At 40.9% G+C, this 18,848-nt stretch carries 15 protein-coding genes and 1 riboswitch; of the genes, 11 read left to right on the top strand and 4 right to left on the bottom strand.

Annotation, left to right across the window (positions count from 1 at the left end):
• Positions 1 to 7 precede the first annotated feature (7 nt).
• From recR to JOC28_RS07295, 6 genes are all read left to right on the top strand, one after another.
• Complete coding sequence (recR, locus tag JOC28_RS07320) at positions 8 to 604, top strand: recombination mediator RecR (RefSeq protein WP_205010045.1); 597 nt, start codon at positions 8 to 10, stop codon at positions 602 to 604.
• 558 nt (positions 605 to 1,162) lie between these two features.
• A complete protein-coding gene (locus JOC28_RS07315; protein WP_205010044.1) occupies positions 1,163 to 2,209 on the top strand; it encodes a D-alanine--D-alanine ligase in 1,047 nt (348 codons plus the stop codon).
• A gap of 191 nt (positions 2,210 to 2,400) precedes the next feature.
• Positions 2,401 to 3,771, top strand: a complete 1,371-nt coding sequence (locus JOC28_RS07310; RefSeq protein ID WP_205010043.1) for a UDP-N-acetylmuramoyl-tripeptide--D-alanyl-D-alanine ligase — start codon at positions 2,401 to 2,403, stop codon at positions 3,769 to 3,771.
• Positions 3,772 to 4,137: 366 nt separating this feature from the next.
• Positions 4,138 to 4,965: an O-antigen ligase family protein gene (locus JOC28_RS07305; protein ID WP_205010042.1), complete on the top strand. Its 828-nt coding sequence runs from the start codon at positions 4,138 to 4,140 to the stop codon at positions 4,963 to 4,965.
• 164 nt (positions 4,966 to 5,129) lie between these two features.
• Positions 5,130 to 6,674, top strand: coding sequence for a peptide chain release factor 3 (locus JOC28_RS07300; protein ID WP_205010041.1), 1,545 nt, complete (start codon positions 5,130 to 5,132; stop codon positions 6,672 to 6,674).
• 212 nt (positions 6,675 to 6,886) lie between these two features.
• Entirely contained in the window at positions 6,887 to 9,310 is a 2,424-nt protein-coding gene (locus JOC28_RS07295) for a GBS Bsp-like repeat-containing protein (RefSeq protein WP_205010040.1), read from the top strand.
• A gap of 46 nt (positions 9,311 to 9,356) precedes the next feature.
• Here JOC28_RS07295 and thiT read toward each other — a convergent pair whose 3' ends face one another.
• Positions 9,357 to 9,935, bottom strand: a complete 579-nt coding sequence (gene thiT / locus JOC28_RS07290) for an energy-coupled thiamine transporter ThiT (RefSeq protein WP_205010039.1) — start codon at positions 9,933 to 9,935, stop codon at positions 9,357 to 9,359.
• A gap of 86 nt (positions 9,936 to 10,021) precedes the next feature.
• A riboswitch (TPP riboswitch) is annotated at positions 10,022 to 10,118 on the bottom strand.
• A gap of 104 nt (positions 10,119 to 10,222) precedes the next feature.
• Here thiT and JOC28_RS07285 point away from each other — a divergent pair.
• A complete protein-coding gene (locus JOC28_RS07285) occupies positions 10,223 to 10,603 on the top strand; it encodes a PH domain-containing protein (protein ID WP_205010038.1) in 381 nt (126 codons plus the stop codon).
• A 393-nt stretch (positions 10,604 to 10,996) separates the two neighbouring features.
• Positions 10,997 to 12,592: a degradosome RNA helicase CshA gene (gene cshA, locus JOC28_RS07280; protein ID WP_205010037.1), complete on the top strand. Its 1,596-nt coding sequence runs from the start codon at positions 10,997 to 10,999 to the stop codon at positions 12,590 to 12,592.
• Positions 12,593 to 12,681: 89 nt separating this feature from the next.
• Here cshA and JOC28_RS07275 read toward each other — a convergent pair whose 3' ends face one another.
• The 3 genes from JOC28_RS07275 to JOC28_RS07265 form a co-directional block, all read right to left on the bottom strand.
• A complete protein-coding gene (locus tag JOC28_RS07275) occupies positions 12,682 to 12,984 on the bottom strand; it encodes a GIY-YIG nuclease family protein (RefSeq protein WP_239548914.1) in 303 nt (100 codons plus the stop codon).
• Positions 12,971 to 13,729 (bottom strand): tRNA1(Val) (adenine(37)-N6)-methyltransferase, encoded by a 759-nt coding sequence (locus tag JOC28_RS07270; RefSeq protein WP_205010035.1) that lies wholly within the window; start codon positions 13,727 to 13,729, stop codon positions 12,971 to 12,973. Before JOC28_RS07270 ends, JOC28_RS07275 begins: the two co-directional genes overlap by 14 nt.
• An 80-nt stretch (positions 13,730 to 13,809) precedes the next feature.
• Positions 13,810 to 14,742 (bottom strand): polysaccharide deacetylase family protein, encoded by a 933-nt coding sequence (locus JOC28_RS07265; RefSeq protein WP_239548913.1) that lies wholly within the window; start codon positions 14,740 to 14,742, stop codon positions 13,810 to 13,812.
• A gap of 291 nt (positions 14,743 to 15,033) precedes the next feature.
• On the opposite strand from JOC28_RS07265, the gene JOC28_RS07260 reads away from it, so the two are divergent.
• The 3 genes from JOC28_RS07260 (at position 15,034) to JOC28_RS07250 (ending at position 18,742) form a co-directional block, all read left to right on the top strand.
• Positions 15,034 to 15,780, top strand: coding sequence for a lysophospholipid acyltransferase family protein (locus JOC28_RS07260; protein ID WP_205010034.1), 747 nt, complete (start codon positions 15,034 to 15,036; stop codon positions 15,778 to 15,780).
• A 114-nt stretch (positions 15,781 to 15,894) separates the two neighbouring features.
• Positions 15,895 to 16,524 (top strand): helix-hairpin-helix domain-containing protein, encoded by a 630-nt coding sequence (locus JOC28_RS07255; RefSeq protein ID WP_205010033.1) that lies wholly within the window; start codon positions 15,895 to 15,897, stop codon positions 16,522 to 16,524.
• Complete coding sequence (locus JOC28_RS07250; RefSeq protein ID WP_205010032.1) at positions 16,517 to 18,742, top strand: DNA internalization-related competence protein ComEC/Rec2; 2,226 nt, start codon at positions 16,517 to 16,519, stop codon at positions 18,740 to 18,742. The genes JOC28_RS07255 and JOC28_RS07250 overlap by 8 nt, the downstream gene beginning before the upstream one ends.
• Positions 18,743 to 18,848: the final 106 nt, after the last annotated feature.

The following is an 18,848-nucleotide window of genomic DNA, read 5'->3' as shown; positions in this document are numbered from 1 at the left end:
AAAGGATTTGCTATACCCAACACCTATTGCAAAATTGATTGAAAGCTTTTCAAAACTACCAGGTATTGGTATCAAGACAGCAACACGTCTTGCCTTCTATACCATTGGGATGAGTGATGAAGACGTCAACGAATTTGCCAAAAACCTTCTAGCTGCAAAGCGTGAATTAACCTATTGTTCTGTCTGTGGCAATTTGACAGACGACGATCCTTGTAATATTTGTACCGATGAAACACGTGATCGTTCAACGATTCTGGTTGTCGAGGAATCAAAAGACGTTTCAGCTATGGAGAAGATTCAGGAGTATCATGGACTTTACCATGTCCTGCACGGGCTTATTTCCCCAATGAACGGAGTTAGTCCAGATGATATCAATCTGAAAACTTTGATTACACGTTTGATGGATGCCGAAGTCAATGAGGTCATCATCGCAACCAATGCGACGGCAGATGGTGAAGCGACTTCTATGTATATTTCACGAGTTCTGAAACCAGCTGGAATCAAGGTCACTCGCTTGGCGCGTGGTCTAGCGGTTGGCTCAGATATCGAATATGCTGATGAAGTGACCCTACTAAGAGCAATCGAAAATCGTACCGAATTATAGAAGAGGAGTTTATCTCCTCTCAGAATGTAGACAAACATGGTTTACAACGGAATGGGATATAAAAGCTCTGCTTACTTGAAATAAATTTTCCGATTTATGCGAGCGGAGTGCTAAGACAGTCTAGGAATAGACTGTCTTAGGTTGGAAATAAAGAAAGCATAGCTTTCATCAAAACAGTCTCCCAGACTGTTTTAGGTGGGGAATAGAGAAAGCACTGCTTTCATCAAGACAGTTTATCAGACTGCCTTAGGCATTGACCTGATACTTACGCCGTGATGAAAGTGTAAGAAATATATATAAAGGTATTTCTTACACTCGGAATGTTTGAGACTCAAGGCTCAAACATTAGTCATGGAATTCCACAGGAATTCGCTGGCGTCCGACATCACTTAAGGAAGTATCAAGAAAAAAGACTTTGTCTTCAACCAAAGAGGAGTTCATCTCCTCTTTTATAATACTTTGAAAAAGCTGTCTATTTATAGTATAATAAATAGTATTTGAAGTAATGAATGTGAAAGGAATGAGCCTACTAATAAAAGTAGGACTCGATTGATAAAGATGTCAAAACAAACCCTCGTTTTACTTTATGGTGGTCGTTCAGCTGAGCGTGAAGTTTCAGTGCTTTCAGCAGAAAGCCTTATGCGTGCTGTCAACTATGACAAGTACCTTGTTAAAACCTATTTTATCAGCCAAACGGGTGATTTTATCAAGACACAAGAGTTTTCAAGCCAGCCATCAGCTGATGAAAAGCTCATGACAAATGATAGCATTAGGCTTGACCAAAAAATCAAAGCTAGCGATATTTATGAAGAAAATGCCGTTGTCTTTCCAGTTCTTCATGGTCCTATGGGAGAAGATGGTTCTATCCAAGGTTTCCTTGAAGTCCTCAAAATGCCTTATGTTGGAACAAATATTCTGTCATCAAGTGTTGCTATGGACAAGATTACAACCAAGCATGTTCTTGAATCTGCTGGCGTTCCTCAGGTTGCCTACACTGTTTACCTAGAAGGTCAAGACTTGGAGGCTGCTATTCTTGAAGCGACAGATAAGCTTGATTTCCCGATCTTCGTTAAGCCAGCCAACATGGGCTCATCAGTTGGTATCTCTAAGGTTGAGGATGTTAATAGCTTGCGCTCTGCTATTGAGCTTGCTCTAAAATACGACAGTCGTATCCTCATCGAGCAAGGAGTTGTGGCACGTGAAATCGAGGTCGGTATCCTTGGAAATAGTGATGTTAAGACGACAGAAGCAGGCGAGGTTGTTAAGGATGTTGCCTTCTACGATTATCAGGCAAAATACATCGACAACAAAATCACAATGGCAATCCCAGCAGAAATTGATGGCCAAGTGATGGCACAAATGAGAACCTATGCGGAGCTTGCCTTCCGTGCTATCGGTGGTTGTGGTTTGTCACGTTGTGACTTCTTTCTGGCAGAAGATGGTTCTATCTATCTTAACGAGTTAAATACCATGCCAGGCTTCACCCAATGGTCAATGTATCCACTCCTTTGGGAAAATATGGGACTAGCTTACTCTGATTTGATTGATCAGTTGATTGATCTTGCTCAAGAAATGTTTTATAAACGTGAGAGTCATTTGATTTAAAAATAGGATCTCCTCTTTGTTAAGATGAGGAGTAAAAAGGAGCTGTCTATTTAACATTTTGTTAGACTAGCTTGATTTTATTGACGAGTTTAAGAGTAGTTTTTTCTCTTGACTTGTGCAGGGGGTGGGAGGTGAACTCAATCTTATTTATGAGTTCTATCCCACTCTCTTTTGCTATATAAGGAGTTATCATGAAACTAACATTACTAGAAATTGCGCGTGTTGTTGGCGCTAAGAACGATTTGTCTGCTATTGAGGATTTTCCTCTTGTGGATATCGAGTTTGATTCTCGAAAAATCAAAGAAGGGGACCTTTTTTTACCCTTGAAGGGTGCCAGAGATGGGCATGATTTTATTGAGACTGCTTTTGCTAATGGTGCGGCAGCAACTTTTTCAGAAAAAAAATTAACTATCGAGCAGCCTTACCTTTTGGTGGATGATGCTCTCAAGGCCTTTCAAGATTTGGCGGCCTACTACCTAGAACGCACAGGAGTCGATGTTATCGCCGTGACGGGTTCAAATGGGAAAACGACAACTAAGGATATGATTTTTGATATCTTGTCAACGACCTACAAGACCTACAAGACTCAAGGCAATTACAACAATGAAATCGGCCTCCCTTATACCGTTCTTCACATGCCTGACGAGACTGAAAAGATTGTTCTTGAGATGGGACAGGACCATATGGGCGATATCAAGCTTTTATCTGAGATTGCCAAACCTCAGATTTCGGTCGTGACCTTGGTCGGAGAGGCTCACTTGGAGTTCTTCGGTAGCCGTGACAAGATTGCCCAAGGTAAGATGCAGATTCAGGACGGGATGGATTCACACGGTATCCTGCTTTTGCCTGACGATGAGATTATCGACCCTTATTTGCCTGAAAACATTAAGACTATTCGTTTTGGAAATGAAGCAGAGCTACAAGTAACTGATTTACAGGAAGCTAAAGAGTCTTTGACCTTCAAGACTAACTTTATGGCTCAGCCAATTACCCTGCCCGTACCTGGTAAGTACAATGCAACCAATGCCATGGTAGCTGCTTATGTTGGTCGTCTGTCTGCGGTTTCTGATGCCAATATCATCTCAGCCTTGGAGAATTTGAATTTGACTCGTAATCGTACAGAGTGGAAAAAAGCTGCCAATGGAGCAGACATTCTTTCAGATGTTTACAATGCCAATCCGACAGCTATGCGCTTGATTTTGGAAACTTTTTCAAGTATTCCAGCCAATGAATCAGGTAAGAAAATCGCTGTCCTCGCTGATATGAAGGAATTGGGTCAAGACTCTGTTCAGCTCCATACCAATATGATTATGAGCTTGAGACCAGATGCCATTGACACCCTTATTTTCTACGGAAAAGATATCGAAGAATTATCTCAATTAGCTAGTCAAATGTTCCCAATTGGACATGTCTACTTCTTTAAGAAAAACGAGGAAGAAGACCAGTTTGAGGAGCTCTTAGCCAAGGTCAAGGAAATTCTCGGTCAGCATGACCAAATTTTACTTAAGGGTTCAAATTCGATGAATCTAGCTAAACTTGTAGAGGAATTGGAAAAGGACTAGTCGCATTTGTTGAAAAGGGAGGGATTAATTCAGATGGTTAATCTGAAAGAGACGTTTCGGATAGAAAAGCTTAAACAGATCAATTGGTATTTTATAGCCTATCGCTTTGTTTTTCTATTTGCCTTTGCTGTCTATTTTTTGAAAAGGTATTTTCCGCAAGATAGTGTCAGTATCTATTTCATCCTATCGATAGGATTGAGTAGTTTGATACTCGCTTGGAATACTTTCAGGAGGGGATGGACTTGGGAAACAGTTTTTGCAATTTTTGCAGCGGTAGCTTATGTTTCTGTTCTCCCTGTTCATTTCTATACGAGAGATTCCTTATCAACTTTTTCTGTCTTATCCTTCTTCTTTTTATCGGTAGCAGTGGATAAGAAAGATAAACAGTTTTTGAAGACTGTCTTTTTAACAAGATTACTTCTGGCTTTATCTGTATTAGGCTTGTTTGATTTTGGGTTTTTCCAAGATTTCTTGATGCAGCGAGGAGATAAGGTTCGACATTCTTTCGGATTTGGACATCCCAATTCACTTGGTATGTATCTGGTTGTCCTGTTTATTGATTATTTTTTGATGATTGGTCAAAAGAATGTTTCCAAGTTGACCTATCTGGTTTGTTTAGGCATTTCCTTGCTAGTCTTTGCGGCTACAGATTCTCGTCTTGGCTTTCTGGCATCTCTTTTGGTCCTACTAGTTGGTGCCTTTAAGGAGAGACTGACTAAGTATCAGATCAAAGGAATCCTCCTTTGGTTGGGTATTGTCTTACTTTATCTATTAGGTATCTTTTTATCTTATAGCTACAAGGAAAATTCAGATTTTTATCAAAACCTCAATACCCTTTTTTCAAACCGCTTGCTCAATGCCTATAATTACATACAGGCTTACGGTTTCCATCTTTGGCCAAATGATTATCCGCCACTTTATTATGGACAGACCATGGTTTACAATGAGAATTTTTACATTGATACCTTGTTGAAAAATGGACTCCTTCTCTATCTTCTGTATCCTATTTTGATGTTTATGCAGTTGAAAAATAAAGTTGTCAATCTCTATCCTGCCTGTTTGATGCTTCTTTGTTTCTTGTTTGCCATGGTTGAAGATTATGAGGCAAGTGTTCTCATGGCAACGCCTCTGCTCTTTAATTATTTTGCTGAAGAGAAAGATGAACTTCATTCACAGTCAGAGCTTGAAATCTAGTAGAAGTATTTGAATTAGTCCTTATTTTTCGTTATAATAAGAGAGTTGCTAGAAAGCAGCTCTTTTATTTTACTGCCTTCTAAAAATCAGAGGAGCTACCAATCTAATTCTATATCATTTAAAAAGCTCTGCTATTATTCATAAAGAAAAAAGAAAGTGACCATATGAGTATCCAAGACGAAATTAAAAAACGCCGTACTTTTGCCATCATCTCTCACCCGGATGCTGGTAAGACAACTATTACTGAGCAATTGCTTTACTTTGGGGGTGAAATCCGTGAAGCTGGTACCGTTAAAGGTAAAAAGACTGGTAACTTTGCCAAGTCTGACTGGATGGATATTGAGAAGCAACGTGGTATCTCAGTAACCTCATCTGTTATGCAGTTTGACTATGCCGGTAAACGTGTCAATATCCTTGATACACCAGGGCACGAGGACTTCTCAGAAGATACCTATCGTACCTTGATGGCGGTGGATGCGGCTGTCATGGTTGTTGACTCTGCCAAAGGTATCGAGGCTCAGACTAAAAAACTTTTTGAAGTTGTCAAACACCGTAACATCCCTGTTTTTACCTTTATCAACAAACTTGACCGTGATGGTCGTGAACCGCTTGATCTCTTGGAAGAATTGGAAGAAGTGCTGGGTATTGCTTCTTATCCGATGAACTGGCCAATCGGTATGGGTAAAGCCTTCGAGGGTCTTTATGATCTTCACAATGAGCGTCTTGAGCTCTACAAAGGTGATGAACGCTTTGCGACTATTGAAGAAGGCGACGGGCTTTTCGCAAGTAATCCTTTCTATGAACAGGCTAAGGAAGATATTGAACTTCTGACTGAGGCTGGTAATGATTTCTCAGAAGAGGCTATCTTGGCAGGCGACTTGACACCTGTTTTCTTTGGCTCAGCTTTGACTAACTTTGGGGTGCAGACCTTCCTTGACACCTTCCTTGAATTTGCACCAGAACCACACGGTCACAAGACGACGAGTGATGAAGTTATTGATCCGCTTAACAAGGACTTCTCAGGATTTGTCTTTAAAATCCAAGCCAATATGGACCCTCGACACCGTGACCGCATCGCCTTTGTTCGTATCGTTTCAGGCGAATTTGAACGTGGTATGTCAGTCAACTTGACTCGCACAGGTAAGGGAGCTAAGCTATCAAACGTTACTCAGTTCATGGCTGAATCTCGTGAAAATGTGGAAAATGCTGTCGCAGGTGACATCATCGGGGTTTACGATACTGGTACCTACCAGGTTGGTGATACCTTGACTGTCGGTAAGAATAAGTTTGAATTTGAACCACTACCAACCTTTACACCAGAAATCTTCATGAAAGTTTCTGCTAAAAATGTCATGAAGCAAAAATCATTCCACAAAGGCATTGAGCAGTTGGTTCAAGAAGGAGCTATCCAGCTCTATAAAAACTATCAGACTGGTGAGTACATGCTTGGAGCTGTTGGTCAACTGCAATTTGAAGTCTTCAAACACCGTATGGAAGGCGAGTATAATGCAGAAGTCGTGATGACACCAATGGGTAAAAAGACTGTTCGCTGGATCAAACCAGAAGACTTGGATGAGCGCATGAGTTCAAGCCGAAATATCTTGGCACGTGACCGCTTCGACCAACCAGTCTTCCTCTTTGAAAATGACTTTGCCCTCCGCTGGTTTGCAGACAAGTACCCAGATGTAGAACTAGAAGAGAAGATGTAATCAATAAACTAAAACTTTATCAGAAAAATCTGGTAAAGTTTTTTATTTTTTGGGATTACTTTTTCGAATAATATTTATGAGGAGGTAAAACTCCAGTGATTTCTATCGGATTACATTTGTTACTGGAATGTTACAAATGTTTCAAAAATGTATTGACTTATAAAATGTAAAGGGATACAATATTCTTGAAAAGAAGAAAGAAGGGTTTGATTATGAAAAAGACAGTTTTTAACCATCAAGAACAACGTTACTCAATTCGCAAATATTCATTTGGTGCAGCATCTGTACTATTAGGAACAGTCTTGTTTATGACTGGAAATCCTGTCTTTGCAGATCAAGATATTACTCCTACAGCAGTGACTTCAGAGGTTCAAGTGACTTCAGAACAGTCAGAGATTCAGAATCTGACAGAAGATTCTACACAAGCAGAAGCTAAAGAAGTTTCAGATGTTCCAATTGAAAATGAGAGTCAAGTCGAAGTTAGTCAGTCAGAAACTCAGGTAACTAATTCTACAGATGTAGCGCATCCTGATGTCTCTAGTCAAGTAACAGAAACGAGTGAAGAAACTCCTCGAGCTATTGTTGCTGAAACTAGTCAAAGTGAGGTCTCAACAGAGACTAGCCAAACCAACGCTAGTGATTCTTCTACGGTATACGAAAATCCAGAAGTAACGCTTGCTCCTAGCGGACAATATATATTCACAGAGCGTACTGCTGTTAGAAACCAACCAAGTTTTGATGCACAGACAAAATTTTATATTGAAAAAAATCAAAAAGTTTTTTACGATCAAGTTCTTGTATCAGAAGGCTATCAATGGGTTTCTTACGAAAGTTATGGTGGCACAAGACGATATGCGGCAGTTGAGAAATTGGTAACTAGCCCTGTGAAAACTCAAACTTATAAGGCTGAAGAAAAGGTTACAGGAACGCTTACGATTGACAATAGTACTGCTCAAGGGTTTACTGTTACCGTGTCAGATGTTTATAGTCCAAATGGTGTTAAAGAAGTGCGTGTGCCAGTATGGACCAATAAAGCTGATCAGGATGATATTATCTGGTACACAGCTGAAAAACAAGCCAATGGTAGCTATAAGGCTCTAGTGGATATCAAAGATCATAAAAATGAACTTGGTGATTATACTGTTCATCTCTATTATGTTCAAAATGATGGAAGTCTTGTTGGCGTAGCTAGCACACAAACTAGCTTAAAAGAGGTTAGTCAAGCTACAAGTGGTCAACTTGAATTTTCAAACCAATCAGAAACTGGCTTCAATATTACAATCACGAATGTTCAAGATCCAGAAGGTGTCAAAGAAGTACGTGTACCTGTTTGGACAAGCAATGCTGACCAAGATGATATCGTTTGGTACACAGCAGCTAAGCAGGATAACGGTGACTACACTGTTCGTGTAGATACGAAAGATCATAAGAATGAGCTCGGTGATTATAATGTCCATCTTTACTATGTGACTACTAGTGGTAATTTGAAAGGTGTGACAACTGGACAGCTTGCGCTTCAAAAGGAAACAAAGACTGAGCAAGTTACTGGTAAATTAACTGTTTCAAATCAAACAGAAAAAGGCTTTGATGTTACGATCTCAGATGTTAAGGATCCAGCTGGTATTAAGGAAGTGCGCCTACCTGTCTGGACCAGTAATGCAGATCAAGATGACATTATCTGGTACACAGCAGCTAAACAGGCTAACGGTGATTATACCCTTCATGTAGATACGAAAGACCATAAAAATGAATTGGGTGATTACAACATCCACCTTTACTATCTAGAAAATGATGGCAACCTCAGAGGTGTGGCGACAAGTCAAACAGTACTTAAAAAGGCAGAGGTAGCGCCAGTAACTGGTACCATTAGCTTCGCCAATCAAACTGAAACTGGATTTGACATCATTGTATCAGGTATTTCAGATGCCAATGGCGTAGCAGAAGTCAAACTACCTGTCTGGACAGAAAAAGGCGATCAGGATGATTTGATTTGGTACACAGCCCAAAATCAAGGTAATGGTACTTACAAAGCGAGTCTGGCATTCAAAAATCATAACAATGAAAAAGGCGACTACAATGTTCACCTTTACTATGTGGAAAATTCAGGTAATATGGTTGGTGTTAGCACAGCTAAATTCACCGCAGGACCTGAAAAAACAAGCCAACAAGAACCAGCTAAGCAAGAAACTACTAGCGGTAAATATGTTCTAACAGCTGATACTGCAGTCAAAAATGAGGCTAAGTTGACAGCTGAAGATCAATTTGTTCTTAAAAAGGGTAGTGAGATTAACTACGATAAGCTTGTTGAAGCAGATGGCTACCAATGGCTCTCTTATACAAGTTATTCAGGAACTCGCCGCTATCTTCCATTCACAAAATTGACTAATTCTACAGTAACCGTCCCTCAAAAAGATGCTGTGTCATCTAGTGATAGTAAGAAACTTGCAGCCTCAGGTACTTATCAATTTACAAAAACAGTTGAAGTCAAAAGTCAGGCTAAACTAAGTGCGGAAACAGAGTTTACCTTCCAAGCTGGAGAAAAGATTTTCTATGATCAAACCCTCCAAGCAGATGGTCACCAATGGATTTCTTATAAGAGCTATGCAGGAATTCGCCGTTATATTGCCATTGACTAGATAATCAAAAAGAGCTTGAGATAAATTCTCAGGCTCTTTTTTGATTTTAGGACTGTTTAGTATTTAAAAGTCTGTACATGAATGGTGATAATGCCCAGATGACAAGAATGCAGGCAAGGGTTTCGCCCAACCAAGAGAAACCGTTAATATAGAAAGAGTAGTAGATGGCACTCTGACCTTTTGGAGCGTAAGAACCCCAGAAGATAATACCAGCAATAAAGTGAATGACGTAACGAGAGAGTGTCCCAATGATAATTCCTAACATAGAAGTAAGGAGTAATCTGACATTTTGTTTCTTAGATCTTGCTTTATCAATGGCTGGTTTGACAATCCCTCCGACTCCGATAAGGGCGAAGGCAACAAAGTACTCTAGAAAACCCTGAAAGACATTGAGGAAGCCACCAGCAGCTTGACCAGTCACGATTTGAAGGAGTCCCCAGATGAATCCTGAGAGCATACCTGCCTTTGTACCCCAGCGAAAGGTCACGATGAAGATGGGCACCATTTTAAAAGAAAAGGAAATCCAAGGTCCAATCTGCATGGGTTGGGTAAAGACATCTAAGATATAAGCCAGAGTAGCAAAGAGCGCCACTTCGGCAAGCATACGAATATTTGTTTTTTTCATAAAAAAGCCTCCTAGCCTCAATCGATGATTGCAGGCATTTGTTTAATCTGCCACAATCAAAACATCGAAAGAAATCAGGAGTTGATTTTTGTGATGATTCACATCCCTACGCAGGTACTAACCTGATCAGGTGATAAGAGTTTAGGATTCCCATTCTCAGCAAAAGCTCCTCTTGTGACCTTATTATTATAATATATCAAACTAATCATTGCAAGCGCTTTTACTCTTTTTAATTGCAGTTGCTTGAGATATTTGTTATAGTGTAAAAAAGATTGGAGGACCTCAACATGGGTATTTTTTCAGGTTTAATTGGAAATGCTTCGCAGAAAGATAATGATAAGGTAGAGCGTCAGCTGGAGGATATTTTGATTCCTGGTGAGCAGGTTACCTTGGCTTATTCTTTGGTAAGAGATTTGGTTGTCTTTACTGAAAAGCGTTTGATTTTGGTAGATATTCAAGGTGTGACTGGCAAGAAAACGTCTTATAAGTCAATTCCTTATGGCTCTATCTCTCGTTTCACGGTGGAAACAGCAGGGCATTTTGACCTAGATGCAGAATTGAAAATTTGGATTTCATCTGCTCTTGAACCAGCAGAAGTGCTTCAATTTAAGAGTGACCGTAATGTTGTTGATATTCAGCGTGCCTTGGCAGCGGCAGTTTTGAAGTAATAATTGAAAAAGTAAAGGGACTACCTTTGCTTTTCTTTTTATCAAAAAAAGTCAAATTCCGACTATTTATTTTTTATTGTGTTATAATGGATAGGTTGTCAAAACACTAGTATGACAGATTGAAAAAGATATTTGAACACGCCCTGAATACTGTATGTAAAAAGATGAACTACCTTGTGTGCAAGTACACGCCGTTGTTTCTCTATTTTCTTTGTATTCTATGGGCTTTGTATCATTTTATTCGAACACGGGCTAAAAGGCTAGTGAAAAAGAGAAATCTTCCTAGACGCAAGCGTCTTCGTCAGATTTCCTATTTTCATACGCCTTTCTTACCGCCCTTTGCATCATTTATAATAGGGCAGCTTCGCACTGCCTTTTAGAAAGAAGAAACAATTGAAATTTACAGAATTAAACCTATCCGATGCCATCCAATCAGCAGTCCTTGCTGCTGGTTTTGAAAAACCTTCTCCAATTCAGGAGTTGACAATTCCTCTAGCCCTTGAGGGTAAGGATGTTATCGGTCAAGCGCAAACTGGTACTGGTAAAACTGCAGCCTTTGGTTTGCCAACGCTTGATAAAATTGATACAGAACGTAATGTCGTTCAAGCTCTTGTGATTGCACCAACACGTGAGTTGGCTGTGCAGTCTCAAGAGGAACTCTTCCGTTTTGGACGTGATAAGGGTGTTAAAGTTCGCTCTGTTTACGGTGGTTCATCTATTGAAAAACAAATCAAGGCTCTTCGCTCAGGTGCCCACATTGTTGTTGGGACACCAGGTCGTCTTTTGGACTTGATTAAACGCAAAGCTTTGAAATTGCAAGATGTTGAAACACTTATCTTGGATGAAGCTGATGAAATGCTTAACATGGGCTTCCTTGAAGATATCGAGGCTATCATTTCACGTGTTCCAGAAGAGCGTCAAACGCTTCTCTTCTCAGCAACAATGCCAGATGCTATCAAACGTATTGGTGTTAAATTTATGAAAGATCCTGAGCATGTTAAAATTGAAGCTAAAGAATTGACCAACGTTAATGTTGACCAATACTACATTCGTGTTAAAGAACAAGAAAAATTTGATACCATGACACGTCTTATGGACGTTGATCAGCCAGAATTGTCAATCGTATTCGGTCGTACAAAACGCCGTGTTGACGAGTTGACACGTGGTCTTAAATTACGTGGTTTCCGTGCAGAAGGTATCCACGGAGATTTGGATCAAAATAAACGTCTTCGTGTCATCCGTGACTTCAAGAACGATCAAATTGATATTCTTGTAGCAACTGATGTTGCGGCGCGTGGTCTTGATATTTCAGGCGTTACTCACGTTTATAACTACGATATTCCACAAGATCCAGAAAGCTATGTTCACCGTATTGGACGTACTGGTCGTGCTGGTAAGTCAGGTCAGTCAATCACTTTCGTTTCACCAAACGAAATGGGTTACTTGGCTATTATTGAAAACTTGACTAAAAAACGCATGAAAGGTCTTAAACCTGCGACAGCAGAAGAGGCTTTCCAAGCTAAGAAAAAAGTTGCACTTAAAAAGATTGAGCGTGACTTTGCTGACGAAACGATTCGTGCTAACTTTGATAAGTTCAAAGGCGATGCTGTTAAATTGGCTCAAGAATTCACACCAGAAGAGCTTGCTCTTTACATTCTCAGCTTGACTGTTCAAGATCCAGATACAATGCCAGAAGTTGAGATTGCACGTGAGAAACCACTTCCATTCAAACCATCAGGCGGAGGCTTTGGTGGCAAAGGTAAAGGTGGCCGTGGTAATCGTGACCGCAACCGTGGTGGTCGTGACAATGATCGTCGCCGTGGAGATCGCCGTCGTGACCGTGATGATCGTGACGGGGGACGCCGCGATTTCAAACGCACATCAAACAAAAATAAAAAAGACTTCCAAAACAAGGATAACAAACGCCCACACCGCACATCAAGCGAAAAGAAAAACGGCTTTGTCATCCGTAACAAAGGCGATAAATAATGGTATAAGACTCCTTTAATTCATTATAGGATATATCAGAATGAGACTCAACTTAGGTTGGGTCTTTTTTTGATAAAAAAACTAACCTTTCAGTCTGAAAGATTAGTCTTATGTTCCGCTATATAATCCAACTTTGCCTGTCTTTTTTTCCGCTTAAAGTAGCTTTCGGCACTCATGGCAGCTGACTTGCTGTCGTGTTCTTCCCAGTAGAGGAGTTTGACGGGGAGTCTGGTCTTGGTATATTTGGCACCTCTGCCTGCATTGTGGTTTTTGATGCGTCGCTCAACATCAGTTGTGTAGCCTGTGTAGAGGCTGCCGTCTGCACAGGCCACCACGTACATGTAGGCTTTTTTGCTGTCTTTTTCTTCCTTTTTCTGTTTATGCTCTGCCATTTTTTCCAAAATAAATCTCAAAAATCTCATCGGTGTAGTCGCCGTTGTCCTTATGGACAAAAAGTGGCGGTAGAATCTTCATGCCGTCGGTCGAGCCGTCCTTGATAGCCTCAATCAGCAGCATATTAGCCTCCTTGCCAGCCTTGGGATAGACAAATTGGATACGCTTGGGAGCGAGGTTGTAGTTGCGCATGGTGTCTATGATGTCTAGGAAACGGTCAGGTCGGTGGACCATAGCCAAGCGACCATTGGATTTGAGGGCATGGCGTGCGACCTGACAGATTTCTTCCAGATTGGTTGTGATTTCGTGTCGCGCTAGTAAATAATGCTGGGACAGATTCTTTTTAGAAGTCTCGGTAGACTTGAAGTAGGGAGGATTGCAGAGCATGAGATCAACTTGGGAACGAGGAACATGATTGAGTAGATTTTTCAGGTCATCGTTAATCATGGTAACTTGGTCTTCCAAGTGATTGAGCTGAATAGAACGCTCAGCCATCTCAGCTAGTCTCTCTTGCAATTCAATCAGTTTAATAGGAGCTTCGGTCTGTGTAGAGGCAAAGAGTCCTACAGCTCCATTACCTGAGCAGAGGTCAACAATCAGCCCCTTCTTAGGAATTTTTGGAAATCGTGATAGGAGAACGCTGTCGATAGAGTAGCTAAAAACTTCCTTATTTTGAATAATTTTTACATCTGTTGAGAAGAGCTGGTCGATACGCTCTCCCTCTTTTAAAAGTTCATGTGTCATGTCTTCTATTATAACAAAAAAACAGCCCTTCTCTGAGAAAATCAATCCTATTTTCCTATAGAAGAAACTATTTTTACTTGTTATTCTAAGACACCGAAGGTATAACCTTGATCTTTGTAGTACTGGATAATCTGTGGTAAAGTTTGAAGCGTCAGCTCTTTTCCAACAATATCGTGCATCAAGAGAACCTTGATTGGTGTGTCATGGAAGTACTGAGTTGATGACTGGATATACTGCATCATAGCCTCAGAAGTAGTTGGTCTTTTTGAGAGAGGCTCTGCGTCTCCAGCTAGAGTATTCCAATCCATCCAAGAGATACCAAGATTGGCAAGACTAGCGTCAGCATTTTCCAAGCCTGTCCAAGACATGTGACCACCAGGATAGCGGAAGACATTTGTCTGGAAATCGTCACCAAGATAGGTTTTTAAAACAGCCTGCGTCTGGGTCGCCTCATAGACAATCTGATCTGTATTTCCAACGCGGTTTGGATAGAGCAGGTTGAAATTGTGGCTCATACTGTGAGCTGCAATGGCATGACCTTCCGAAATCTGCCTTTCGATGATTGATTTAGTCTCATCTGTGACATTATTTCCTACCAAGAAAAAGGTAGCAGGGACCTGATATTGAGCAAGAACATCAAGAATTTGAGGAGTGATAACAGTATCTGGTCCATCATCGAAGGTCAAAAAGACGATTTTTTGATCTGTAGTTGCTGTTCCATCCATATAAGATCTGATTTCGCTGGTAGAATAAGCATAACTATCAGCATGGTAGTTGTGATTGGTTCCAGGCATAAGCTGAGAAGGGTTAATGCTTTCGCTGCTACTTTCACTGGTCTCAGATGATTCGGACGAGTCTTCTTCAGTCTTGTCTGTCTGACTCATTTTAACTTTGTCACTTTGACTTGCTTTTTGGCTTGGTTTGTAGAGTGTAAAGCCGATGAGTCCTATGGTGATAAGAATCAAGACAAGCAAAACACCGTTGATTATGCTATAGAGATTTCTATTTTTCATGGTCCTAATATTTCTTTTAATCCTAAAGTACTAACAATACTGTTATTATATCGTAAATTTTTGGAAAATAAAAGTCAATTTAAGAATTCTAGCCTGATTCTGATTTTTAGTGATGTATCAAGGTTTTGAAGCTCAGCTATTTCCATAAGGGGAAAGAAATGGAATGGGAGAAATAATTTTTTCTAATCTCTCTTTACCTATCTGCCTTTCGTCTTTGCAAGTGTCCTGAAATTCGGTATAATGTTAGGGAGTGGACTTGTTCCAAATTTTCACGTTTTTAAGGAGTCAAGCATGTTTTATGCCTATTTACGTAGTATCGTTGTTTTCCTGATTTGGGTTTTCAATGGTAATACTCACTATCATCATAAGGAAAATATTCCTGATTCAGAGGAAAATTATATTTTGGTTGCACCTCATAGAACCTTCTGGGATCCCGTTTTCATGGCTTTTGCGGCTCGTCCTAAGCAGTTTATCTTTATGGCCAAGAAAGAATTGTTTAGCAACCGTATTTTTGGCTGGTGGATTCGTATGTGTGGCGCCTTTCCGATTGACCGTGATAATCCTGGTCAGGCGGCCATCAAGTACCCTGTTAATATCCTCAAAAAAGGTCACCGTTCTCTGATTATGTTCCCAAGCGGTAGCCGTCATTCGACAGATGTTAAGGGCGGTGTAGCAGTCATTGCTAAGATGGCTAAGGTACGTATCATGCCGACAACCTACCTTGGACCAATGAAGTTAGGGGATTTGGTTAAAGGACAGCGTGTGGATATGAACTTCGGAAATCCTATCGATATTTCTGATATCAAGCGTATGAATGATGAGGGAATCGAAGAAGTAGCTCGTCGTATTCAGGCAGAATTTGACCGACTGGATGAGGAGAGTAAAGTCTACCAAGCAAGTGCTAAGAAGGTCAGTCTTCTGACTTATATTTATCGTATTCCACTCATGCTTGTTGCGATTATCCTGGTTCTTTTGACCATGATTTTCAGCTACGTGGCAAGCTTTGTCTGGAATCCAGAAAAACATAGAAAAGATTAATATTTTGTTGAGAACTGGCTTTGGTCAGTTCTTTTTGTATGGTCACAGATATTTTGTCCATGATTTTTTTCTGTTTTAGCAATTTCTTCGAATAATATTATTGAGGAGGAGTTTATGCTAGAAGACATCTTAGATAAAGTGAAGACTTACAAGGTTTATCTTGCTTTGGGACTGGTTTTGGTCCTTGTTCTGGGGATTTTCATGTGGAAATCTGCTGCGCCTAAGGAGGTAGACAGTCTGCCTGAGCTTGCTATCTCTAGTCAAAGTCTGGAGTCATCTGATAGCTCCGCTATTTCCCAAGAACAATCGACGATTTATGTAGATATCAAGGGAGCCGTGGCAAATGAGGGAGTCTACGAGCTTGAGCCTGAAAGTCGTGTGATGGATTTGGTCAAGATGGCAGGAGGAATGACTGCTGAGGCAGATCGAAAGTCGGTCAATCTGGCTCAAAAACTCAAGGACGAAGATGTGATTGTCATTGCCAAACAGGGAGAAGTGGTGGCAGCCTCATCTTCTCAAGCGACAGGAGCTTCGAGTTCAGCCTCATCTGATAAAATCAATCTGAATTCGGCAAGCTTGACTGACCTTCAAACCATCTCTGGAATTGGCGAAAAAAGAGCGCAGGATATCATCGACTATCGTGATAGCAATGGTGGTTTTAAGTCTGTTGATGAGTTGACAAATGTCTCAGGTATCGGCGAGAAGACTCTGGAAAAGCTCAAGGAAGAGGTTACAGTTGACTGATTTTCTCCCTATAAAACCCATCTATCTAGCCTATTTAGCAGTCCTAGTGTCCTTTCTCATCTTCTCTTGGAATGTCTGGACGCTGGGACTCTTTCTTTTTAGCCTACTGGCGATTCTGAGACAATACAGCTGGCAGAGATCGTTTAAGACGCTTGCTATTTTGTTAGTCTTTTCACTCTATCTTTTTGGGGTCAATAGCTGCGCTAAAAACAAGGAAAAAGACTTACCCGAGGAAGTGACACAGGTTCAGATGATAGCTGATAGCATCTCTGTCAATGGAGACAGACTGTCTTTCAGAGCTAGGTCAGCAGGGCAGACCTATCAAGCCTACTACCAGATTAAGACTGAAGAAGAGCAGACCTTTTTTAAGAATTTAGACAAGACCTTGCTCTTAGAGGTTGAAGCTGGTCTGGAAGAACCCGCTCAGCAGCGCAATTTTCACGGTTTTGATTACAGACGCTATCTGAAATTTCAAGGTATTTATGCTATTTTGCAGGTGTCGGATATTAAGTCAATCAAGCAGGCAAGCGGTATAGGCTTTTGGGATAGCTTGGCTGATTTGAGGCGCAAGCTTATTGTCCACAGTCAAAAGACTTTTCCACAACCCATGTCTCACTATATGACGGGTCTGCTGTTTGGTTATTTGGATAAGTCTTTTGAGGAGATGAGTGACCTTTATTCTGATTTGGGGATTATTCATCTTTTTGCCCTATCGGGTATGCAGGTCGCTTTTTTCATGGGGCTTTGGCGTCGTTTCTTGGTCAAAATTGGTTTGACGCTAGATTGGATTAACTGGCTCATGCTTCCAACTGCTATCCTCTATGCAGGTCTGACTGGTCTGACTATCTCAGTTATTAGAGCCCTCTTGCAGATACTTTTAGCTCAGTTGGGACTGAGAAAGTGGGACAACTTTGCTGCTAGTCTTGGACTAATGTTTCTATTCATGCCTTATTTTTTGATGACTACTGGTGGCATGTTGAGTTTTGCTTATGCTTTTATTTTGACCTTGCTTGATTTTGAAGGGATTCTTGCTTGGAGGAAGTCGCTGCTTGAAGTTCTTTCAATCAATATGGGCATTCTGCCAATTCTGACTTGGACCTTTGCGACCTTTCAACCTCTGGCAATTCCTTTGACTGCCATTTTTTCTCTGATTTTTGACTATTTTCTGCTACCATTTCTGACTTTGGCATTTGCCCTTTCACCTTTGCTAGTGCTGGACTTTGTCAATCCTCTATTTGAGCTTTTGGAGTCTAGTCTGCTTTTGCTGGGAAAAGTGACTGGCGGTGCCTGGGTCTTTGGTGCGTCTAGCCTTGCTCTCACCTTCCTAGCTCTGCTGAGCTTAGGTTTTCTTTCTGACAGACGATTCTGGAAGAAGGGAGTTCTTTATCTCCTTTTGGGACTCTGTCTTTTGGGCAATAAGCATCCGCTGGAAAATGAAGTGACTGTCATAGATGTAGGTCAGGGCGACAGCATTTTCCTAAGAGATATGACTGGGAAAACCATCCTCATCGATGTGGGTGGCAAGGTCAGTTTCAGCGAGAAGGAAGAGTGGCAGAAGGGGCTTACTGATGCCAATGCTGAGCGGACCTCCATTCCCTATCTTAAGTCTCGGGGTGTGTCGAAAATTGATCAACTAGTGCTGACTCATACCGATAGCGACCATATTGGGGATCTGGAAGTTTTTCTGGAAGAAATAGATGTCGGTGAGATTTTGGTCAGTCAGGGAAGTTTGACCGTGCCAGACTTTGTTGCAAGGCTTAGAAAACTTAAGAAACCAGTCAAAGTTCTGTCAGCAGGACAGACACTATCCATCATGGGGAGTCAGTTGCAGGTGCTTTATCCACAGACGACTGGTGACGGTGGTAATAATGACTCTATCGTTCTCTATGGTAAGCTGCTCAACAAACGCTTTTTATTCACAGGCGATCTGGAAAAAGAGGGGGAAGAGGCTCTGATGACAACTTATGCACACTTGCCTGTTGATATTTTAAAAGCAGGGCACCATGGCTCAAAAGGGTCATCCAGTCCTGAATTTTTGGATTTTATTGCGGCTGATGTGGCTCTGGTTTCAGCAGGGCAGGACAATCGCTACCAGCATCCCCACCAAGAAACTCTGGAGCGTTTTGAAGAGCGTCAGATGACTGTTTATCGAACAGACCAGATGGGAGCTATTCGTTTTCGTGGCTGGCAGACTTGGACTCTTGAGACGGTTAGGTAGTAAAATTTCAAGTTAGTGTAAAATAATACTCGGTAAATCGTTTACAGGTTTTCAAAACGAAAAAAGTCCTATATCCTAGGAAATGCAAAAAAAGTAACCTAGAAGG

The organism is Streptococcus loxodontisalivarius (genome assembly GCF_016908645.1).
GTDB classification, from domain to species: Bacteria; Bacillota; Bacilli; order Lactobacillales; family Streptococcaceae; genus Streptococcus; species Streptococcus loxodontisalivarius.
Note: the sequence above shows the minus strand (reverse complement) of the source record. Positions and strands in the feature narration are given on the sequence as shown.